This window comes from Mesorhizobium sp. M0894 (assembly GCF_040319725.1).
Lineage (GTDB): Bacteria > Pseudomonadota > Alphaproteobacteria > Rhizobiales > Rhizobiaceae > Mesorhizobium.
Map to the genome: position 1 here is coordinate 1 of NZ_JAMYOG010000037.1, position 21780 is coordinate 21780.

Below are 21780 nucleotides of genomic sequence, written 5' to 3' on the forward strand. Positions count from 1 at the left end.
CGGAGGCCAACAGCTTCGCCTGTTCAATGCCCACCATGACGAGTACGGCTTCCAGCCGATCGTCGTGTTCGATGGTGCGGGACGGGTTCGTCAGCGCGATCCTGCGACCGGCCAAGCGGCCGAGTGGGGCTGAGATCCGCCCCCACCTGCGCCGTCTGGTGCGGGCGATCCGGATCAACTGGCCGAACATTCGAATCCTGCTCCGCGGCGATAGCCATTATTGCAACCCGCAGGTCATCGACTGGTGCCGCGCCAACGACGTCGACTTCATCTTTGGCCTCGCGCCCACCACGACCCTGCGCAAGCATGTCGCGGATCTGGAGGCCAGCACGACGGCGCGCTTCGAAGCGTCGGCCAAGACAGGCAAGGTCCGCAGGTTCAAGGAGTTCGTTGACGGCGCCCGCGGCGCGGCCGAGAACCACATCAAGTCGTGGAAGACGCATCTTGCCGGCGACCGCACATCCTGCACCAGAGCGACGGCCAACCAGTTCCGGCTATTCCTGCATGCCGGTGCTTACTGGTTGATGTGGGGCTTGCGGGCCGCGATGCCGAGGCGCTCGAGCTTTGCCGTCGCCCAATTCGACACGCTGCGATTGCGCCTCATCAAAATCGCTGCGCGGGTGGTCGAGATGAAATCGCAAATCCGCCTGCACCTGCCGACATCGTGCCCCGACCAGCGCATCCTGCGCATCGTCGTCGATCGCATCCCCCAACTCGCGACATAACGATGGGGGCAGACGCCCCGAAACGAACCCGTCGACCGCAACCTGCAAACCCCCGCCTGCCATCACGACGGAGCAATCCCGGCGCCTGACGAGGCGCGTGGAAAAGCACCGCAACGGCGACCACAACGTCGCTTCAGGCCGTCAAAAGCTTATCGCCGTGCATCAAGGCGGCTAGAAGCGCGCCGGCAGCCTGGCGGGGGGCTTGGGGTTAGACTGCCGGCGCACGCCACTCATGAAGAGCGGCCCCTTTTTGCGGTTCCGACACCCATAGTCAACCCGGCAGCGTCTGGATGCCCGCTGTGCTCTTTTCAGAGCGGCTCGCGATGCCGGCCATGTCGGCCGATCCTGCCTAGCATGGGGGGCCACTCTCGTCGGCCGAGTTGATGCTCCAGCCAGTATCGCCTTGCCGACCAGCATGGGTTCGCCGTTAGCAATCCATCCTCGCGAGCCAATGCTATCGTGCACGTGTCGCAGCACTCCGGGCGGCTATATCGCCTAAGACAGCATGACGAAGCGTTCCAACTTCCTGTTCGGCGAGCCCGTGTGCAGTTCCTGACTCGGACAGTGGACGAGAATTCTCTTGGCGGTACTGCGCCAGAAGGCATTCGCGTCCAACGGAATCAAGCGACGACTATCAGCCGCAAACGTCACATCACAAGAGCGGTCTTCCACCCATTGCAGATTATCCGACTGATCAGGCGGCGTCCGATATGTCCGACTCTGCCTCAAGAATTCCCACAGGTATGGACAGCGATCTCGCTATCCGATTCCGATAGCCTTTATTGTACTTTAGACCCCGCTCGATGTTTTGGATTTCCTGAGCGGCAAGCCCGCACGCGACCGCGAGGTCCTCGATTGAATACCCAAGGTGCTCACGATAAGCGCGGATGATGTGGGTCCCCTGCGACATAGCCGTCAAGACTGGCTCGGGAATGCGCGAATCCTTCATAAACATCTCCAAGAAGATGGGAGCGCCTGACAAATCGGGAGATTTCCTCCCCGACCCTGGCGCACATCCGCAAATCAAAAAAATGGACGTCCATTCGGCCGGACCGGCCTCATCCATGGAATGGGCCACTTGAAATTGGCAGCCGGGTCGGAATATGGCGGCTCACCTGCTTCTGATCAAGTTCTAAGAACCTGCCCGCCATGAGATGGCCTGATCGGCTGTAGCGCATTCGACCTGCGATCCTACACGACTCATTCTCCCCGATGGCTTTCTTGAACAGCAACTCGAACTCTCACTGACGCCTCCAGTGGCTATTCGCGGCACCGTGAACCCAGCCTCGCGGACGCTGATACCTTCGACCAATTTCCACCGCCGATGCAGCGAAGATGGACAAGCATCGCCACCTATAAAGGTTCACAATCACTCGACCGTGACCGATTTTGCGAGATTGCGCGGCTGGTCTACGTCTGTGCCCATGAAGAGCGCCGTGTGGTAGGCAAGAAGCTGTATCGGCAGCGAGAAGATCATCGGCGCGATAATCTCGTCGACAGCCGGCAACACGAGCGTGTGCATGGTGTTGAGTTTCGATGCGGCTGCCCCTTTTTCATCGGTGATGAGGATAATCCGCCCTCCACGGGCAGCCACTTCCTGCATGTTGGAGACGGTCTTGTCGAAAAAGCGATCATGGGGCGCGATGACGATCACTGGCATGTTGTCGTCGATCAATGCGATCGGACCGTGCTTCAATTCACCCGCCGCATAGCCCTCGGCATGGATGTAGGAAATCTCCTTGAGCTTCAGCGCACCTTCCATCGCTAGCGGGAAACTGGTGCCACGGCCGAGATACAGGACGTCACGACACTTTGACAGTTCGCGCGACAGGAACTCGATCTCCGGCTGGATGCTGTTGAGTACCTGGCCCATGACGCGCGGCACTTCGGCGAGGCTCCTGACGAGCGCCTGCAGCTCGTCTTCGGTTACGGTCCCGCGGGCTCTGGCGGCGCCGATGGCGAGTGCGGCTAGAACCGCAAGCTGGCAGGTAAACGCCTTGGTGGAGGCGACGCCGATCTCCGGTCCGGCAAGGATCGGGAAGACCGCATCGGCCTCCCGAGCGATGGTCGATTCGCAGGCATTGACGATAGCGCCAATTTTCAGCCCACGCTCCTTGCAGTACCTCAACGATGCGAGCGTATCGGCGGTTTCGCCGGACTGCGAAATGAAAAGAGCCGCCGACTGCGGCGACAACGGGATCTCGCGGTAACGGAATTCGGACGCAACGTCGATTTCAACTGTCAGGCGCGCATAGCGCTCGAACCAGTATTTTCCGATCAGTCCGGCGAGATAGGCGGTCCCGCAGGCCGAGATCGCCAAGCTCGGGATCCTGGCGAAATCGATGCCAGAAACCATGTCGGCGCGATTCTCTATGATGTTGCTATAGTGACGGAGAGCATGGGCGATGACTTCGGGCTGCTCGTAGATTTCCTTCTCCATGAAGTGGCGATGGTTGCCCTTGTTGGCCAGATCGGCCGCGGCCGTGGAGGTATGGCGCGGACGCTCGACGGGATGGCCGTCGAAATCGAAGATATGGGCGCCCGAATTGCCGACAACGGCCCAGTCGCCCTCGATGAGATAGGTAATTTCATTGGTGAAGGGAGCGAGCGCGATCGCGTCGGAGCCCAGGAACATCTCGCCGTCGCCGTGACCGATCGCCAGCGGTGGTCCGTTGCGCGCCGCCATGATGGTCGACGGATCATCTTCGAAGAGGACGGCAAGCGCATAGGCGCCCCTGACGCGTTTCAGCATGGCACGCATCGCCTCTTGCCGCCTCATGCCCTCCCGGCGGTGTCTTGCCAAGAGATGCGCGATGACCTCGGTGTCGGTATCGGTCTGGAACTCGGCGCCAGCCGCCGCCAATTCGTCCTTCAGCTCGGTGAAATTCTCGATGATCCCGTTATGGACGACGGCGACACCGTCGGTAAAGTGCGGGTGCGCATTGCGTTCCGTCGAGGCCCCATGGGTTGCCCAACGCGTGTGGCCGATGCCGATGTTGCCGCTCAGCGGCTCTTCCTTCAGTCTCCTCTCGAGATTGACGAGCTTGCCCTCGGCGCGCCGGCGGTGCAAGGCACCTTCGGTGATCGTCGCAACGCCGGCGGAATCATAGCCGCGATATTCCAAACGCTTCAATGCGTCGACCAACCGATCCGACACCGGCTGTTGCCCAACGATGCCAACAATCCCGCACATGTTCGTCTTCCCATTCTTGCCGGCAGCTTCAGCCCACGCGAGACGGATACCCATCCGGCCGCTTTCATTGGGGATCTTGTAGTAGTATTCGGTAATATTGGTACAATTGATTGTAGGGATAACTATCATCCACCCCATGGATGAGCCGCCTGATCTAAACTTCTCGTTGCGCCTGACGCCCTCATGACCGAACGCAAGCCCACACCCCGCGGCACGAAGGAACAATCGGCCATGCGCGACCATCCCGGCTACGCACCTGACACGAAGCGCCGCCGCTCGTGATCACGCGGTGATCGGCATGATCACAAGCACTGTAGTTAGGCAGCATCAGCGACGCATGATCGGCATCATCATCATCGGCAGCGTCGGCGCCGTCGGCATGATTCACGTGTTCGTCACGTTGATCATAATCATCGTCGCCGCCGATCAAGTTTAATGCCTGCCGCTGTTGACGCGGCTTTCGCCGGTAGAGTTTAGCCCGCGATGGCCTGTCAATACGCTGTTGGTCGGCATGGCCGAAACCGAGAGTCAGGCGGCACAGGCCACAGAGCACGTTCAGCGACCGTTTCAGTCAGCGCCGGCTTTGTCGGGGTTCGTAACGTCATCAGGATTCTCGGGGCATGAATGCACTATCACGAAAACGTTGGTTCTCAGTGCTTCGTCCGTATTACTCAAACCCGATTCCCGCTGCGGAAGAACTAGGCGCGTGTCACGTCTTGTACAAGGCACAATAGCAGTGAGAAATGGAGATTGATGCCTGCGCGTTTTCGAATAAGACAATCACCAAGCTGTCACCCGAATTACGTCAGGAACTGTCTATAGCCGCCGCCCATCAGGTAGCGGCCACGTTGGATGGCGCGACGCACCTGATCGCGAAGATGGCTACCTGGATGAGACCAATCTTCTTCGACACGGCGTCTCCCGAACAGGGCAATGGCGATCTCCTGATGAGATGCTCCCGCAAGCGAGCCATCCAAAGCCTGGAGCACGATACGCAGACGCGCTCCGCGGGGTTCCGGCGGAAAGCAAGCAGCTGCCAGGCGGCCGCAACCATTGATGTCGTTCAGGAACTGAAGGGCAGCGACATGGAACTTCAGGTGCTGCGGCTGCACGATCGCGTCGACATATAGCCGCAACGGGCGGAGAACGGATGCACCGGAAAGGGCGATCTGCAGACTCCGGCAGTCCTCCCTCAGCAGCACGTGCTGCACGCCGGCAGGTGTCAGCAGGATGTCCTTGCAGCATGAGAGCGAAGGGAGATCAAGCGGTTCAAAATCGTGGTCGAGCCCAACCGGCTCCGCGGCCGCTCGTAGAATACGGGCGCAGTCGCGCGGATCCCAAAAGACCCTTGCCGACGTAGCGTCCGACTGTGGCGCGTCCGCGAAAAAGGAGGCTCCATTGTCTTAGGAAAGATGACCCTGTCGGCAACTCGATTATCTTCATGTCGGCCTGAGCTCCGACAATGCAGGCGGACGGTGCCATTTTGGCGTGGTCGCGCTGGAATTGTGGATTGCGCCGAAGAAACTCCCAGGCCCAGGCAGTGCGTGGCAATCGTCTGGCGTAGTGGTAAGCTTCGTGACGACGCCAGTCCGGCCAGCATACAAGACCGACCGTCGCTTCCTTGGGCAGACCAGCATCCTTCACGGCTCAGGTGTCCACAATGGCGCTATGCCGACGGGCCTAGAACCGGTTGCCACAGTACCGGTCCGCTCAGACGTCCCCTGCTGCGGATGCGCAAAAGGCTCGCGCGGGAAATCTCGAGAAACCCGGCCACCGCCTCCGTTTTGCCGACGGACTTGGGTTGTCCGATGCGCGACAATGGCCACGTCGCGAGGCGAAGGATCCGTTCCATGCGCGTGTCCGTCACCGTTACTATCCGGGTCAGATCCTTGGCCAAGCCGAACTCGATCATGCCCGCGAAGAGCTCGTAGGTTGCCTGGGCCAGTCCGCCCGCTGCCTTGGGCGCCGACGGAGGAAGATCGAGCGCGAAACGACTGCTCTCCCATATGTCGGCAGTCGAGGGCACGACGTCAGCACCCAGCAGCACCGGGAACGTGTCGCGCAACATTGTGGGTCCGGTGCTGGGCAAAAGACGCACGCAACCGCGAATTCGCCAGTCGGATCCCTTGAGGAGCAGATAGACAGGCTTCAGACCATCAAACGGGTCTGTTTCCATCTGGTCTTCGGTATCAACTTCCCAATCGAGCCTTTCCTTGAACACCCGAAACCTGAGCCCGTGCATCTCTTTGAGCTCGCTTGCGAACTCGTCGTAAAGGTCTGGTGTTATCAGCTGCATCATGGTCGCCTCCGTGCGGGATGTGTTCCCGCCATCGAAGGGCAAAGCCGGCAGCGATGCAGCCTGTAGAGGTTTACAGCTATCGTGGCCAACGAATCAGGATCTCGCCTGGCCGGAGGCAGCCAGTCGTGCAACGGCCTGGTTGATCGTCCGAACGCCAAGCTTTGCCTTGGCGTTTTCCAGATGAAAGGTCACGGTGCGCTTTGAGACGCCGAGAAGCTGGCTGATAACCCAAGCCGACTTGCCGCGCGCCGCCCATTTCAGGCACTCGAACTCCCGCGGGGTGAGCGTTACACCATCCACCACGCGATCTTCGGCGAGCCTGCGCCGGACATGGATATGAAAGTTGATGGCCACCAGCTGCAATGCTTTTTCGTAACGTGTCAGTGACCGCAACAGAGGCGGGCGGGACTCGTCGGAAGCAAAGGTCAGGGCAGCAAACCGGCCGCAATGATCATGCATGGACATCGTCAGGCCGCCGCGGATGCCAAACTCAGCCGCACTCTCCAGAATTTGTTGCTGCGAATTCGGCAGACAGTGCCGAGCGCGATCCACACCCCAATCAAAGGTATCCCAGCCTTGCAGCCCGCGCAGGATGACCGGATCAAGACTGTGGTACCGCTGTTGCAGATAACGTGATGTCCAGGATGAAGGATAGTTTGAGATCAATTGCGGGGCGTCGCCGGGGGCCGACGGGTAAGTGAAATAGGCGAATAGCGGAAAATCGAAGCCGGCTGCAGCGGATGCCATTGCCTCACGGAGATCGGCAGCATCAACACTTGCAGACAGTTGCTCAACGAAGTTCTCAAACACGCGATGCATTTGCGCTTTGCGTAACCTCCGTGATCGCTCGATGCCAGGCAGAGACCTTGTTTTAAACGATCCCGGACGGATACAGCGCGTGCCGAGAACCCCGTTAATCTGTTGAAACCCGTGATATTCTGACGTTGTCTATGAGCCGTGTGCCGCCGAGCCAGGCCGCGACAAGCAAGCGTGCAGGTCGGTCAAGGCTTGTCATGGGTCGCAGATCTGCCTCGTCGCGAAGTTCCAGGTATTCGACCTCGCGATAGCCCGCAGCCAGAATTGCTGCGCGCGCTTCGGCAAGCGTTGGCAGGACGGGCGAGCCGCGGGCAAGCCGCTCAGCCGTCTCGAGCAAGACCGATGATAGGTCGGGGGCAACAGCACGCTCTGCTTGCGAGAGCCGGACATTGCGCGATGATAGTGCAAGACCGTCGGCTTCGCGGACTGTCGGACAAGGAACAATGGTGATTGGAATATCCAGGTCCCGGGCCATACGCCTGACTAGCTGAAGCTGCTGAAAGTCCTTTTCGCCAAAGAAGCCGAAGTCAGCGCTGGTCTGCAGGAAGAGCTTGGCGACGACGGTCGCCACGCCATCGAAATGTCCCGGCCGGAAGGCACCGCACAGGCCCTCGCTGACACCGGACACCGAAACGGTCGTGGCGAAGGCCGCCGGATACATCTCCTCTGCGTCCGGCGCATAAAGCAGGTGCGCGCCAAGCGGTGCCAGCTTGGCGGCATCCTCGTCCTCGGTGCTCGGATACGCGGCGAGATCGGCCTCGCTGTTGAATTGCTTCGGGTTGACGAAGAGCGTCACGATCACCCGGTCGGCCTTCACGAGTGCCGCGCGCACCAGGCTGAGATGGCCCTCATGCAGGACGCCCATCGTTGGCACGACGGCAATCCTCACGCCCTCGCGGCGCCATGCGGCGACGATTTGGCGAAGCTGGGCAACGCTCCTGACAATCGGCACGCTCACGCTGCTTCTCCGCTCTTGGTGGCGTCCCCGTCGGCGGGCTTGGGCGCATCGGCAAACACGTGCTCGGCGGCCGGAAACTGGCGCTCCTTCACTTCCCGCGCATAGGCCGCGATCGCAGCCGCAGCGGCCTCCCCCAGTTCAGCATAGCGCTTGACGAATTTGGGCCGGAAGTCGCCGAAGAGGCCCAGCATGTCGTCGACGACGAGAATCTGGCCGTCACAGGCGGCCGAGGCACCGATGCCAATGGTCGGGGTCGCCACCTCCCCGGTGATCCGGCGGGCGAGCGCCTCGGGAACCTTCTCCAGCACGACCGCAAAGGCGCCCGCTTCGCTCACCGCAAGCGCGTCGCGCCTGATGCGCTCGGCATCCCCGCCTCTGCCCTGCACGCGGTAGCCACCGATGGTGTTGATCGACTGCGGCGTCAAGCCGACATGGGCCATGACCGGCACGCCGCGCGCGGCGAGGAAGCCGATCGTCTCTGCCATCGTTTCGCCGCCTTCGAGCTTGACGGCCGCGCAGCCGGTCTCGGCCATGACGCGCGCGGCATTGCGGAAAGCCTGCTCGGGGCTTTCCTCGAAGGAACCGAACGGCAGGTCGACGACCATCAGCGCCTGCTCGAGGCCACGGCGCACGGCCTGGCCGTGAATGATCATCATCTCCAGCGTCACACCGAGCGTCGAGGGCAGGCCGTGGAGAACCATGCCGACGCTGTCGCCGACCAGCACCACATCGCAATGGGGATCGACAAGCCGGGCGACTGGGGTCGTGTAGGCGGTAAGACAGACGAGCGGCGTCCCACCTTTGCGCGAACGAATATCCGGCGGTGTGATCGCCTTGGTGTCACCAAACGCACTCAATGGACCCTCCTTCCCCAACGTTACCAACCGCGGGTGTCGCGTTTGCCACATTTTTGTGCAAGTGCGAAGAGCTAAAAATGGCCGTGCAGCTGTGCGGTGTTGACGTGCGGACAGGCGCGCTTACATTTAATCGATTCAGGCGCTCCCGAGCTGGCCAACCACTTTCGCGAACATGGACGATCAGGCAAAAGGACCCAGGAAAGACAGAGCCGCCGTCAAGGCCGACGAAGTCAAAGTGGACCTGATCGCCTTTGTCGTCGCCGTAAACGACAGTGAACCCTGTGTCCTCACCATCGGCCAGGCGGACACCCTGCCCTCCGGACCATTTGCGCTTGAGCACCGATCGCTGCAATCCGGTTTGAGGGGGTGGGTCGAGCAGCAGACCGGCCATCCGCTGGGGTATATTGAGCAACTCTACACCTTCGCGGATCGGGATCGCATCGGCGCCGAGCGCCAGCAGCGCGTCATCTCCATCAGCTATCTCGCATTGACCCGCAAGGAACAGGCAGCTGGCTCGCCCAAGTGCGGCTGGCAGAGCTGGTATGAATATTTTCCATGGGAGGACCACCGCTCCGGCACGCCTCCGGTCGTGCTGGACGTTCTGCGACCGCGCCTGATTGAATGGGCAGACGGCGTCAGCGACGCGGCCACGCGACGTGAACGCTGGCAGCGGGCGACGATAGCCTTCGGCTTCGACGACCGCCTTTGGAACGAGGAACTCACGCTTCAACGCTATGAGTTAGTCTACGAAGCAGGCCTGGTCCAAGAGGCCGGAAGCGGACGGGACGCGACGCTGCCTCCGCTGGTGCCCAGCAAGTCTATGGTCGCCGATCATCGCCGCATCGTGGCGACCGGCATTGCGCGGCTGCGCTCCAAGATCAAATACCGGCCGGTCGTCTTTGAGCTGATGCCGCCGGTCTTCACGCTTTTGCAGCTGCAGCGAACCGTGGAGGCGCTTGCCGGCAGGCTCGTGCGTAAGCCGAACTTTCGCCGGCTGATCGAGCAGCAGGAGCTGGTCGAAGAGACCGGAGAGGCAACCGCGGAGACCGGCGGCCGGCCAGCGAAGCTTTACCGGTTCCGCCACGCCGTTCTCGACGAGAGGGTCATCGCCGGGACAAAATTGCCGCTGGCGCGGGGTTGACATCGCTTATACTCACAGCAAGTATATGCTGGTTATTTTCAACTAGAGTATAAGCTGGAGGGGTCGATGAGCGCCATGCTGCCTGCGACCGCGTTTCTCTACGAGCGCGTCCGACGAGTGATCCCGCCGATCGAATGGCCGGCTTTCGTCGAGGATATCGAGGCGATCATTGCACTGAAGCGCGAGCGCAACGCCATCATCCTGGCACACAACTATCAGACCCCCGAGATCTTCCATTGCGTGGCCGACATCGTCGGCGACAGCTTGGCACTGGCCCGCACGGCTGCGACGATCGAGGCGCAAGTCATCGTGCTGGCCGGCGTACATTTCATGGCCGAAACGGCCAAGCTGCTCAATCCGCAAAAGACGGTGCTCATTCCCGACCTGCGGGCAGGCTGTTCGTTGGCGGAATCGATCACGGCAGAAGACGTGCGCTTGATGCGCCAGCGTTATCCCGGCGTGCCGATCATCACTTATGTCAACACGTCGGCCGAAGTGAAAGCCGAGTCGGATATCTGCTGTACATCCGGCAACGCCAAGGCGGTCGTCCAATCCCTTGGCGTTCCCCAGGTGATCATGTTGCCGGACGAATATCTGGCCCAGAATATCGCCGCCCAGACCGATGTGCAGATCATCGCCTGGAAAGGGCATTGCGAGGTGCATGAGCGCTTTACACCGGCCGACATCCGCGAGTTGCGCGAAAGCCATCCCGGCGTGATCGTGCTCGCGCATCCCGAATGCCCGCCCGACGTCGTGGCTGAAGCAGATTTTTCCGGCTCGACCGCTGCCATGTCCGACTATGTCGAGAGGCAAAGGCCGGCACGTGTCGTGCTGATGACGGAATGTTCGATGAGCGACAACGTCGCGTTAGCGCACCCAGAGGTCGAGTTCATCCGGCCCTGCAATTTGTGCCCTCACATGAAGCGGATCACGCTTGCCAACATCCGCATGGCGCTCGAGCAGAACCACCATATCGTAACCATCGAACCCGGGATCGCCGGGCGCGCGCGGCTTGCGGTCGAACGGATGCTGGCAATTTGAGCGCCGATGTCCGCAGCTTCTTCGGGCGGCCCATTATCATCGGCGGCGGCATCGCCGGATTGATGACCGCGCTTCAACTGGCGCCGGAGCCGGTGCTGCTTCTGTCCAGGACGCTGCTGGGAGCTGACAATTCGAGCACCTGGGCACAGGGTGGTCTGGCTGCAAGTTTCGGCGAAGACGACGATCCGGCACTGCACCTGGCCGATACGCTTGCCGCCGGGGATGGTCTCTGCGACAGAGACGTGGCGAGCCGCATCCTCCAAGCCGCGCCCAAGGCGATAGAGGGGCTTGCGGGCTTTGGGGTTCCCTTCGACCGTACGCCGAAAGGATCACTGTGCCTCGGATTGGAGGCCGCACACAGCCGACGTCGCATCGTTCATGCGCATGGTGACGGCACCGGGCGTGAGATCATGCGTGCCCTGATCGCGGCTGTGCGTTCCACTCCCTCGATTGTTGTCGTGGAGGGCGTGGAAGCGCGCCGGCTGGCGGTGCGAGAGAATGCGATCCGAGGCGTCTGGGCGAGCGGTTCGATAGGACCTGTCTTCTTCGGCTCACGGCGGGTCGTCCTCGCCACCGGTGGGATCGGGGGACTGTTTCTCGACACCACGAATCCTTCGGGCAGTTGTGGACAGGGCCTGGCGCTTGCGGCCCGCGCTGGAGCTGTCCTTGCCGACCTCGAGTTCATCCAGTTCCACCCGACCGCGCTTGACGGCCCGGAACGCCCTATGGTGCTGCTCAGCGAGGCCGTCCGCGGCGAAGGTGCTGCCCTGATCGACGAAACCGGCCAAGCTTTTCTCCAGAGCGTGCCAGGGGCGGAACTCGCGCCTCGTGATGTCTTGGCGCGCGCCGTCTGGAACCATCTTGCCAACGGCCACCGTGTTTTTCTCGACGCGCGGCAACGGCCTGGCCCGGAATTTGCTCGACACTTCCCGACAATCGCATCAGCCTGTCGTGGAGCGGGCATCAATCCCGCGCGCGATCTCATCCCCATTCGTCCGGCCCAACACTATCACATGGGTGGCGTTGCCGTGGACGGCTCCGGTAGGACGTCCGTCAAGGGGCTGTGGGCCTGCGGCGAAGTCGCTTCGACAGGACTGCATGGCGCCAACAGGCTCGCCAGCAATTCCTTGACCGAGGCCGTCGTGTGCGCGCGCTGGGTCGCTGAAAGTGTCGCCGGAACGCCTGCTCGCAGAACAAGGCCTGCGGTTGCGGACGTTTACCCATCGCCCGCTTCGATACCCGTGCGTGTTTTCCTGTCGCGTGCACTGGGCATCGTCCGGGATGGTGAAGGTCTGAAAGCAGCCGCACGTGCCTTATTGCCGCTCGCCGAAAGCCAGGACGCGGCCTCGGATTCGGCGGCTGTCGGGCTAATGATCGCGGTTGCCGCCTTGTTGCGCCAAGAAAGCCGCGGCGCTCATTACCGGACAGATTTTCCTCATCATGCGACTGTCGCCCGACGGTCCGAAATCACCCTCGAAGCCGCCTTGGCCGCTGCGCGGGAACTCGGAAACTCGCCAAGCCTCGAAGGGGCAAAGTGATGACGCTCTCACCGCTTCCCACGGTCATGCTTGAGCCGCTTGTAAGGGCAGCTCTTCTTGAAGACCTTGGCAGAGCCGGCGACTTGACCACGGAGGCCATCGTGCCGAAGGCACACCAAGCGGGAACCGTGCTGGCGGCGCGCCAGTCCGGAGTTGTCGCCGGCCTCGATCTGGCGATGCTCGCTTTCCGCTTGATTGATCCTGATGTCGAAATCTCGGTGGAGCGGGCAGACGGCTGCAATGTCATGGATGGAGAGGTCATTGCAACGGTGAGTGGTCCGGCCCGGGCCATTCTCACAGCCGAACGGACGGCGCTCAATTTTCTCTGTCATCTGAGCGGCATCGCTACAGCAACGGCATCGATCGTCGCTGCGGTTCGTGGATATGGCGCGAAGATCGTCTGCACGCGCAAGACGACGCCCGGATTGCGGGCAGTCGAAAAATATGCCGTGCGCGCAGGTGGCGGATCCAATCACCGCTTCGGCCTGGACGACGCAATTCTGATCAAGGACAACCACATCGCCATCGCAGGCGGCGTTCGCCCGGCGCTCGAGCGAGCACGAAGACGGGCCGGTCATCTCGTCAAGATCGAAGTCGAGGTCGATACGCTGGCCCAGTTGGAGGAGGTACTTGGCTTCGCTCCCGATGCGGTTCTGCTCGACAACATGTCCCTCGCCGATCTTCGCCGCGCCGTCGCAATCGTTGGCGGCCGTGCTATCACCGAGGCTTCTGGCGGGATCGCATCCGATACAGCGCGAGCGATTGCCGCGACCGGCGTTGATCTGATTTCAGTCGGCCGACTGACCCACAGCGCGCCGATCCTGGATATCGGCCTCGACTATTGGGGCCCATGATTGCCTGAGGGACGAACAGGATCGAATCAACTGTCCTTTCCGATCGTCATCAATCAGACAGCAAAGCAAGGCAGAACCGGAGGAACAGCATGGACATGCAAACAGCCAGTCCAACGCAGACATCGCCACAGGCTCAATCCCCTGACCCTGGAGCGTGGACCCTGGAGAAGGCTCGGGCACTTCACGATGCCCCCTTCAACAATCTCCTCTTCCTCGCGCAAACCGTGCACCGCCAGAATTTCGATCCAAACAAGGTCCAGCTCAGCCGGCTGCTCAGCATCAAGACGGGCGGATGCCCGGAGGATTGCGGCTATTGCAGCCAGTCGGCGCAGCACGAGACCGGCCTGAAGGCGTCGAAGCTGATGGAGGTCCGGCACGTCGTCGCCGAAGCGAAGAAAGCGCGTGACGCCGGCGCCACCCGCTATTGCATGGGCGCGGCCTGGCGAAACCCCAAGGCGCGCGACATGGATGCGGTGGTGGCGATGGTCGAAGGCGTCAAGGCGCTGGGCATGGAGACCTGCATGACGCTCGGCATGCTCGATCTTGAGCAAGCCGCTCGACTGAAGCAGGCTGGTCTCGACTTTTACAACCACAACATCGATACATCGGAACGCTACTATAGCGAGATCATCAGCACGCGCAGCTTTGCCGAGCGGCTCGAGACGCTCGAGCACGTTCGCCAATCCGGCATCAAGGTCTGCTGCGGCGGCATTGTCGGCATGGGCGAGGAGCCGGTGGACCGGATCGGCATGCTGGTGACGCTGGCCAACCTGCCGGAACATCCGCAAAGCGTTCCGATCAACATGCTGATCCCGATCCCCGGCACCCCGCTTGCCGAAGCCAAGCCGATCGAGCCGATCGAATTCGTGCGCGTAATCGCGCTGGCGCGCATCATGATGCCGAAATCGCATATCCGTCTTTCCGCCGGCCGTACGGCCATGACCGACGAGATGCAGGCGCTGTGCTTTTTTGCCGGCGCCAACTCGATCTTCGTCGGCGACACGCTGCTGACGGCGGACAATCCCGGTGAGGACAAGGATACCCTGCTGTTCCGGCGCCTTGGCATCGAGCCGATGGAACTCGAGGCGCAATGAACGGGGCACCGCTTGCCCGCTATGAGGCGACCTTGCAGGGACTGGCGCGCAAGGACCGGCTGCGGACGCTGAAGCCGCGCGCCGGGCGCGACTTCTCGTCGAACGACTATCTCGGGCTTGCCGCCTCCAAAAGACTTGGCGAAGCGGTTGCGGCGGCGATTGCGCGTGGCACGCCGGTTGGCGCCACCGGGTCGCGGCTGTTGCGCGGCAATGCGCCGGAACACGAGCAGCTCGAGGCAGACGCGGCGGCATTCTTTGGAGCCGACCGCGCGCTGTTCTTCGGCAGCGGCTACATCGCCAACTTCGCTCTGCTGACCGCGCTGCCGCAGAAGGGCGACCTTTTGGTCCTCGATGAGCTCGCCCATGCCAGCATGCATGAGGGTGCGCAGGCCGGGCGCGCACAGTTCGTGCTGGCCGCGCACAACGACGCCAACGCTGTCGACGATGCGATCACGCGTTGGCGCGCCGAAGGCGGCATGGGATGCATCTGGATTGCGGTGGAAAGCCTTTACAGCATGGATGGCGACTGCGCGCCTTTGGAGAGCCTGGCCGCGCTTGCCGATCGGCACAACGCATTTATCGTCATTGACGAGGCGCACGCGACCGGCGTCTGGGGACCGGACGGCCGGGGGCTGGCCGCCGCTTTCGAGGGCCGCGACAACATCGTCGCGCTCCACACCTGCGGCAAGGCGCTCGGCGCATCTGGTGGGCTCGTGACCGGGCCGAGGACACTGTGCGAGTATCTGATCAACCGTTGCCGGCCATTCATCTACGCCACCGCGCCCTCGCCGCTCATGGCGGTCGCGGCGCGCGAAGCGCTCGCAATGCTCGCCGACGAGCCTAGGCGGCGTTTTCAGCTGCATGAACGCGTCGCCCTCGCAGGCCGCCAATTGGTCGATCGCTGCGGCGTGATACCAAGTGGCTCTCAGATCCAGCCCTTGGTGATCGGCGATGTCAGGCGCACCATGGCAGTGGCGGCGCGCCTGCAGGCCCGCGGCTTCGACATACGCGGCATTCGTCCGCCGACCGTGCCCGAGGGCACGTCGCGGCTGCGCATCTCACTGACGCTCAATATCGGCGAAGCCGACATTTCCGCCATGGTCGAGGCGCTCGTCGAGGTGTTGGCTCAGACATGACCGGAGGCGACATGACCAAGCGCATCGTCATCACCGGAACAGACACCGGAATTGGCAAGACGGTGTTTTCGGCCGGGCTTGCCGGCCTGCTTGACGGTTTTTACTGGAAGCCGGTGCAATCGGGCCTCGACGGCGAGACCGACAGCGAGGCGGTTGCGCGACTTGCCGGGCTGCCGTCGGGGCGCGTGCTGCCGGAAGCCTACCGCTTGAAGAGCCCGCTTTCGCCGCATCGTTCGGCCGAAATCGACGACGTTTCGATCGAGGCTGCCGATCTTTCATTTCCGGTCCTGCCGACACCGCTCGTCATCGAAGGCGCCGGCGGGCTGATGGTGCCGCTGAACCGCCGGACAAGGTTCATCGACATATTCGCACAGTGGCAGCTGCCGGTCATTCTGTGCGCCCGCACCGCGCTCGGAACAATCAATCACACCCTGCTGTCGATCGAGGCCCTGCGGGCGCGCGCTATCCCGCTGGCTGGCATCGCCTTCATCGGCGATGAGATGACCGATACGCAACGGACGATCGTGGAATTCGGCGACGTGCCGCAACTCGGCAGGCTGCCGCACCTCGATCCGCTGACGGACAAAACGCTGAGACAAGCGATGATTGCCGGCTTCGACCTCGCTTTGATTGCCGGAGGCGAATGATGCCGCAATCCCGTGTGTGGCATCCCTTCACCCAGCACGCGCTCGAGCCGGCGATCCCTGAAATCGTCCTGACTGAAGGCGCGTATCTCCACAAAGCCAATGGCGTGCGCATTCTGGACGCCATTTCCTCCTGGTGGGTGGTCACCCATGGCCACCGCCATCCCCGCATCATGAAAGCTATCGAGACGACCGCCTCGAGCCTCGACCAGATCATCTTTGCAGGCTTCACGCACGAGCCAGCCGAATGCTTGGCCAAGGCGCTTGTCGGACTCGCTCCCGCCGGACTCGACTGGGTGTTCTATTCGGACAGCGGCTCGACCTCCGTCGAAGTCGCGCTGAAGATGGCGCTCGGCTATTTCCGCAACACCGGCGCTCCGCGCTCGCGCATCGCCGTCATGGAGCACAGCTATCACGGCGACACCATCGGCACGATGAGCGTCGGCGCCCGCGGCGTGTTTAACGCCGCCTACGAACCCTTGCTGTTCGAGGTCGACACCATTCCCTTCCCGGCCGCCGGGCGCGAGCAGGAAACACTGGATCGGTTCGAGGCCGTCAGCCGCGACCAGCGCGCCGCCGCCCTGATTGTCGAGCCGCTGGTGCTTGGCGCCGGCGGCATGCTGATGTATCCGGCCTGGGTTGTCACCGAATTGAAGAAGATCGCCGAGACCTCCGGCACGCTGCTGATCGCCGATGAGGTGATGACCGGCTGGGGACGCACCGGAACCATGTTCGCCTGCGAGCAGGCATCGATCTCTCCTGATATCCTTTGCACCTCGAAAGGCTTGACCGGTGGCACCATCCCGCTCGCGGCCACGCTCGCCACCGATGCCATCTTCCAGGCCCACTATTCCGACGATCGGAAGAAGACTTTTTTCCACTCGAGTTCCTACACCGCCAATCCGATTGCCTGTGCGGCAGCACTTGCCAATGTCGAGATCTGGCGCGACGAGCCGGTGACCGAGCGGATCGCGGCCTTGAGCGCGAAGCAGGCCGCCGGGCTTCAACGCTTTCGCCACAATCCCTACTTCACTGACAGCCGGACGACCGGCACCCTCGCGGCCCTCGACCTGCGCGCCGGCTCTGCCGGCTATCTGGCCGAGATCGGGCCGAAGCTGCGCGCATTTTTCCTCGAGCGCGGCCTGCTCGTGCGCCCGCTCGGCAATGTCCTCTACCTTCTGCCGCCCTATTGCATCACCGGCGAGGAACTGGACGGGCTCTATGACGCCATCGAGGAGGCCGGCGAACGCTTCGGTTCGAAGCCATGACCAGGTCGTCGCGCATTCTCGGGTTTGGCCATCATGCGCCTGGGCGCAAAGTGGAGAATGCCGAGATCGAGAACAATCTCGGGCTCGAACCTGGCTGGATCGAGCGGCGCACCGGAATTCGCTCGCGATTCTGGGCAACGGATGAAGATACGCTGTCTGGTCTTGCCACGCAGGCTGGCGACATGGCGCTGGCGAACGCCGGCATTGCGCGCCACGAGATCGGTCTGCTGTTGGTTGCCACCTCGACGCCCGACCATCTTCTGCCGCCCAGTGCACCCCTGGTCGCACACAAGCTCGGCCTTGGCCGCGCAGGCGCGGTCGATCTGACCGGTGCCTGCGCCGGCTTCATCTATGCGCTGATGTTTGCGGACGGATTTACCCGCCTGCACGGCAAAGCGAGCCTTGTTATCGCCGCCAATATCCTCAGCCGCCGCATCAATCCCTCTGAGCGCGCCAGCGCCGTGCTGTTTGCCGATGCCGCCGGCGCCCTCGTGATCGGTCCCTGCGAGGATACTGATCGGGGGATTCTCGGTGCCTCCGTGGATTCGGACGGCTCGCGATACGGGCTGATCCAGATTCCCGCAGGAGGAAGCAACAAGCCGTTCCACGGTGACCTCGACCTCGCGCAAACCCGAATGACGATGACCGACGGCCGCGAAGTGTTCGCAAAGGCCGTCGAGATGATGACCGATTGCTCGATAAGCGCGCTAGCCGCTGCCGGAGTGCGACCACAGGATGTCGACCGGTTCGTGCCGCATCAGGCCAATGCTCGCATTTTCGATGCGGTCGGGCGAAACCTCGGCGTTGCCGATCACCTGATCGTCAAGACGATTGCCGAATACGGCAACGCTTCGGCCGCGACGATCCCGCTCTCACTGTCGCTCGCCAATCAAGCGGAGCCGTTTCGGCCGGGCGAGAAAATACTCCTGGCGGCGGCAGGTGCGGGACTCAGCGGCGGGGCGCTCGTCGTCGGGATTTAGCCCAGCGAAGCTGCTCAACATCAGGACTGGCTCTGTGAGATGAATAGGACAACGGGACCAATGCGAAAATAGTCGCCGGCAAGCTGCACGCATCCACGTCACCGAAGCAAACCTCAACTGCCACGGTTCGATAACGCTCGACCCTGACTACTGCGAAGAAGCCGGGATCCTTGCCAATGGATTCGTGGAGACATGGAGCAAGACTTCCGGCGCGCGCATCTCGACCTATGTCATCCTCGGCGAGCGCGGCTCTCGATGCTGCATCCTCAACGGCGCGGCCGCCCGGACCTGCCAGCCCACTCCATCCATCTGGACGAAGCGCGCATTCCGGATCGTTACATTCGTCATCAACAATGTCGTCGGCTTTCTGACCGATGGCAATGCGCTGACGCGGACGGCGTTGACGATTAGATCGGCAGGGGCGCTTCAGCAGAACTTTCGCCGGTTGATGGAGCAGCAGGAACTGGTGGAGGAGACCGGCGAAAGTGCATTTGATACCGGCGGTCGGCCGGCGAAGCTTTATCGCTTCCGCCACCATGTCCTCGACGAAACGGCGGTCGCCCGGACAAAATTGCCGCTGGCGAGGGCTTGACATCCTTTATACTCAACGTAGAAATATCCCTTATAATCAATTCGATTATAACGAGAAATTCATTCGGACGGTCCGAACCCACGGTCTCGCTCGGGAAGCCCGTATGAGTGGATCGAAGTGATCTTGGAAATGAAACGCCCGAGGACGGGCTTTCAACCTTTGTCGTGAAGAGGTGCCGCGCGAGTGGGCCAATGCCTTGCGGCAACGGTGAAGGATGTATACCGACAATAAACGCATGCGTCAAAGTCGCTATCGAATGTACAGTTCGTCTAAATGCGCGATACGTTCGATTTTTGCGAGTAACACTTGGAGAAGTGTCGCATAAAAGAAACGTTTAATTACATAAGCAGGCAAGCTAAACTTTAAACTTGCACAAATGAGCGTAGGGCGCCCTGTTCCAGGGCGCCTTTTTTAAGGATTATCATTAGACTCTCTCCCGGGGGAACTGTGGGGTGCAGAAACAACGCATCGTCCTGCTGGCAGCTGTTTTGGCGTCTGCCTTTGGCTTTTTTTTGCTGATCCTGATCCTGCAGATGGTCAGTTTTTTGGTTGACTAGGCACGCGCAAGCGGGATGGATCGCGCAGAGACACGCGGAAGTTTTTTTCGCCAGCGAAACCCCGACGACCTGATGGGGAGTCGCGCCAGCAGGGTGGGAGCCACGTCCAGTGCCACCGACCATGCGAGATGCCGATTGTTGGCGCGTCTGTCAGTTCGCGCGGCCATATTCATTCTGGTGCCGATCTGTTGCCTTTTCTGCCTTTCCCATGCGTTTTAGGCCGAGCCAATTTGTGAAGCGGGCGGTCAATGGATCTGCGCCTCGCGATTGCCTGCCGTTGCCTTTTGATCTGGGCGGCATAATCCGAGAGCGAACGCTGCAACCGCGGTTCGAATTGCGCGAAGTTGAACCGGACTTCATCCGCCGTCAGGAACTGGTGGGTTGCGCCGGGAAAGCCGGCGACCATCACAAGGTCGCCTTCCTTGACGCCTGCACAGGTAGCCAACTCTTCGGCCGGTAAGGCACATTGTCGCGCGCATATGGCCGGGAGGAACCATCAGGAGCGACATAGGCGCGATAAAAGCCGAAGTCGCCTGTGTGGCGCGGCCACATCCAATTGTCCGTTTCGCCGCCGAAGTTACCGATGCCGAGCGCGGGCGCATAGACAAGGCGCACGTCCTCGATTTCGAGCTTCTGCTGGAGATAGTAGGAGGCGCGCCATAATAGGCCCCTACGTCGCAGCGGCGATTGGGCTGTCCTTCACATGCGGCGATCAGGGCCTTGCGGTTCGTGGCGAGCCGCTCATAGCGGGCAAACCCATTCAGCTTGTCCGAGACGCCCTTGAGTATTTCGGCGGTCACATCCCGCATGTCCTCGATCACATGGATTCGGCTGCCTGGCGCCGCGGGCAATTCTTCACCCAGGGCTCTTCGCCAGAAAGCCGTCTGTGAGATAGTCCTGGCCCTCTTTGCTGTGGTATTGGATGGATTCTAACACGCAATGATGATTGGTTGCGACCAGCCCTTGTGGACTGACGAACGAGGCGGAGCATCCGCCCAGTGATACGATCGCGTTGAGCGGGTCAGCGTCTAGACGGCCCAGCTGGGCGGGATCGATCTGGAGCCCATCCGCGCGCATGGCCGCGCACACTTCCGCAGTCTGGCCCGGCATCCACATACCTTCGTCCGCCGATGTAGCCGTGACCGTCCAGAGCAAGGCGATGGCAGTTGCTTTGGCCAAACATTTCAAATTCGAGTTCATGCTGACTGTCGCTCTCATCTTGCCTCCTGTTCTCCGCAGATTGGATTGGTGACTATCGGGATGGCCGGAGTCCTGGCGCCCGCGCGGCGGCCAACACCGTAAACACCGAGTGGACCCGTTAACCGCAAGAGTCCTGATGGCGTTCACCTCTCATATTTGTCGCGCGCAACGTTTGCGGATCATCCGCTGCACCAATCGTGCCAAATGAATAAAGCCTTCAGTTACAAATGGTGAGCCGCCCCATCCATGTCCGATCTCAGACGTCTTTCACGTAAAGGGCTCGGTGCTTCCACGCTCGTTTGCTCTTCGCCCGTCCCTCTTCCGTCTTGACTAGCAGGAGCCTACGGCCTATCTCACTGCCGCGTTAGCACTCGCTTCTGGTGAGTGCTAACCACGCTCCGGCAACGGAGAACCGTTCAACATCCGCACCAGGGAAATCCAAAAATGGCAAAGTCGAATTTCCGGCCGCTGCATGACCGCGTGGTCGTTCGTCGGGTTGAGTCCGAAGCGAAGACCGCCGGCGGGATCATCATCCCCGATACGGCTAAGGAAAAGCCGCAGGAAGGCGAGATCATCGCCATCGGTTCCGGCGCCCGTGACGAGGTCGGCAAGCTCGTCCCGCTGGACGTCAAGGCCGGCGACCGCATCCTGTTCGGCAAGTGGTCGGGCACCGAAGTCAAGCTCAATGGCGAAGACCTTCTGATCATGAAGGAAGCGGACATCATGGGCGTCATCGGCTGACACGCCGCCGCCTTTCATCCGCACCATCCAATCTGAATTTCGGGCGAAATGCCCAGGAGTAAAAAATGGCTGCCAAAGACGTAAAATTCTCCCGCGACGCTCGTGAGCGCATGCTGCGCGGCGTCAACATCCTCGCCGACGCGGTG

The 21780-nt window shown here is 61.6% G+C and carries 19 protein-coding genes and 4 pseudogenes; 13 read left to right on the forward strand and 10 right to left on the reverse strand.

What is annotated here, in order from left to right; all coding sequences use genetic code 11:
* Positions 1–725, forward strand: a pseudogene (locus tag NKH91_RS31570) (transposase); the annotation flags it as partial.
* 694 nt (positions 726–1419) lie between these two features.
* Here the strand turns inward: NKH91_RS31570 and NKH91_RS31575 are convergent.
* The 8 genes from NKH91_RS31575 to panB all read right to left on the reverse strand — a co-directional run bounded on the left by NKH91_RS31575 (position 1420) and on the right by panB (position 8848).
* Positions 1420–1791 carry a helix-turn-helix domain-containing protein gene (locus NKH91_RS31575; RefSeq protein ID WP_352885318.1) on the reverse strand — a complete coding sequence of 124 codons (372 nt, stop codon included), beginning with the start codon at positions 1789–1791 and terminating at the stop codon, positions 1420–1422.
* Between the two features lie 303 nt (positions 1792–2094).
* The gene (gene glmS, locus NKH91_RS31580; RefSeq protein ID WP_352885319.1) at positions 2095–3918 is read right to left on the reverse strand and encodes a glutamine--fructose-6-phosphate transaminase (isomerizing); all 1824 of its coding nucleotides are present in this window, start codon (positions 3916–3918) and stop codon (positions 2095–2097) included.
* Positions 3919–4718: 800 nt separating this feature from the next.
* Entirely contained in the window at positions 4719–5129 is a 411-nt protein-coding gene (locus NKH91_RS31585; protein WP_352885320.1) for a DUF2285 domain-containing protein, read from the reverse strand.
* Positions 5130–5187: 58 nt separating this feature from the next.
* Positions 5188–5562, reverse strand: coding sequence for a transcriptional regulator domain-containing protein (locus tag NKH91_RS31590; protein ID WP_352885321.1), 375 nt, complete (start codon positions 5560–5562; stop codon positions 5188–5190).
* Positions 5563–5584: 22 nt separating this feature from the next.
* Complete coding sequence (locus NKH91_RS31595; RefSeq protein WP_352453545.1) at positions 5585–6217, reverse strand: acyl-homoserine-lactone synthase; 633 nt, start codon at positions 6215–6217, stop codon at positions 5585–5587.
* A gap of 93 nt (positions 6218–6310) precedes the next feature.
* Entirely contained in the window at positions 6311–7036 is a 726-nt protein-coding gene (locus NKH91_RS31600) for a LuxR family transcriptional regulator (protein WP_352484150.1), read from the reverse strand.
* A 94-nt stretch (positions 7037–7130) separates the two neighbouring features.
* The gene (gene panC / locus NKH91_RS31605; protein WP_352885322.1) at positions 7131–7991 is read right to left on the reverse strand and encodes a pantoate--beta-alanine ligase; all 861 of its coding nucleotides are present in this window, start codon (positions 7989–7991) and stop codon (positions 7131–7133) included.
* Positions 7988–8848, reverse strand: a complete 861-nt coding sequence (gene panB / locus NKH91_RS31610) for a 3-methyl-2-oxobutanoate hydroxymethyltransferase (protein ID WP_352453542.1) — start codon at positions 8846–8848, stop codon at positions 7988–7990. The genes panC and panB overlap by 4 nt, the downstream gene beginning before the upstream one ends.
* 172 nt (positions 8849–9020) lie before the next feature.
* On the opposite strand from panB, the gene NKH91_RS31615 reads away from it, so the two are divergent.
* The 11 genes and pseudogenes from NKH91_RS31615 to NKH91_RS32455 form a co-directional block, all read left to right on the forward strand.
* Positions 9021–9989 (forward strand): NUDIX hydrolase, encoded by a 969-nt coding sequence (locus NKH91_RS31615; RefSeq protein ID WP_023722073.1) that lies wholly within the window; start codon positions 9021–9023, stop codon positions 9987–9989.
* A gap of 66 nt (positions 9990–10055) precedes the next feature.
* The gene (nadA, locus tag NKH91_RS31620; RefSeq protein WP_023722074.1) at positions 10056–11030 is read left to right on the forward strand and encodes a quinolinate synthase NadA; all 975 of its coding nucleotides are present in this window, start codon (positions 10056–10058) and stop codon (positions 11028–11030) included.
* Positions 11027–12568, forward strand: coding sequence for an L-aspartate oxidase (locus tag NKH91_RS31625; RefSeq protein WP_352885384.1), 1542 nt, complete (start codon positions 11027–11029; stop codon positions 12566–12568). The genes nadA and NKH91_RS31625 overlap by 4 nt, the downstream gene beginning before the upstream one ends.
* Positions 12568–13422, forward strand: coding sequence for a carboxylating nicotinate-nucleotide diphosphorylase (gene nadC / locus NKH91_RS31630; protein ID WP_352484146.1), 855 nt, complete (start codon positions 12568–12570; stop codon positions 13420–13422). Before NKH91_RS31625 ends, nadC begins: the two co-directional genes overlap by 1 nt.
* A gap of 95 nt (positions 13423–13517) precedes the next feature.
* Positions 13518–14516, forward strand: a complete 999-nt coding sequence (gene bioB / locus NKH91_RS31635) for a biotin synthase BioB (RefSeq protein ID WP_352484180.1) — start codon at positions 13518–13520, stop codon at positions 14514–14516.
* A complete protein-coding gene (locus NKH91_RS31640; protein WP_352484145.1) occupies positions 14513–15652 on the forward strand; it encodes an 8-amino-7-oxononanoate synthase in 1140 nt (379 codons plus the stop codon). Before bioB ends, NKH91_RS31640 begins: the two co-directional genes overlap by 4 nt.
* An 11-nt stretch (positions 15653–15663) precedes the next feature.
* Positions 15664–16299, forward strand: coding sequence for a dethiobiotin synthase (bioD, locus tag NKH91_RS31645; protein ID WP_352484144.1), 636 nt, complete (start codon positions 15664–15666; stop codon positions 16297–16299).
* On the forward strand, positions 16299–17564 hold the full coding sequence (locus NKH91_RS31650) for an adenosylmethionine--8-amino-7-oxononanoate transaminase (RefSeq protein WP_352885323.1): 1266 nt from the start codon (positions 16299–16301) through the stop codon (positions 17562–17564). The genes bioD and NKH91_RS31650 overlap by 1 nt, the downstream gene beginning before the upstream one ends.
* The gene (gene bioZ / locus NKH91_RS31655; RefSeq protein WP_352885324.1) at positions 17561–18544 is read left to right on the forward strand and encodes a 3-oxopimeloyl-[acyl-carrier-protein] synthase BioZ; all 984 of its coding nucleotides are present in this window, start codon (positions 17561–17563) and stop codon (positions 18542–18544) included. Before NKH91_RS31650 ends, bioZ begins: the two co-directional genes overlap by 4 nt.
* 68 nt (positions 18545–18612) lie before the next feature.
* Positions 18613–18849 (forward strand): annotated as a pseudogene (locus tag NKH91_RS31660) (aspartate 1-decarboxylase); the annotation flags it as partial.
* Between the two features lie 125 nt (positions 18850–18974).
* Positions 18975–19136, forward strand: a pseudogene (locus NKH91_RS32455) (NrtR DNA-binding winged helix domain-containing protein); the annotation flags it as partial.
* 726 nt (positions 19137–19862) lie between these two features.
* On the opposite strand, the pseudogene NKH91_RS31665 reads toward NKH91_RS32455, so the two are convergent.
* Together NKH91_RS31665 and NKH91_RS31670 are read right to left on the reverse strand one after the other, a co-directional pair.
* A pseudogene (locus NKH91_RS31665) lies at positions 19863–20502 on the reverse strand (S46 family peptidase).
* A gap of 46 nt (positions 20503–20548) precedes the next feature.
* Positions 20549–20911, reverse strand: coding sequence for a S46 family peptidase (locus NKH91_RS31670; protein ID WP_352885325.1), 363 nt, complete (start codon positions 20909–20911; stop codon positions 20549–20551).
* A gap of 426 nt (positions 20912–21337) precedes the next feature.
* Between NKH91_RS31670 and groES the strand changes: the two genes are divergently transcribed.
* Positions 21338–21634, forward strand: a complete 297-nt coding sequence (groES, locus tag NKH91_RS31675) for a co-chaperone GroES (protein WP_352453535.1) — start codon at positions 21338–21340, stop codon at positions 21632–21634.
* Positions 21635–21780 lie beyond the last annotated feature (146 nt).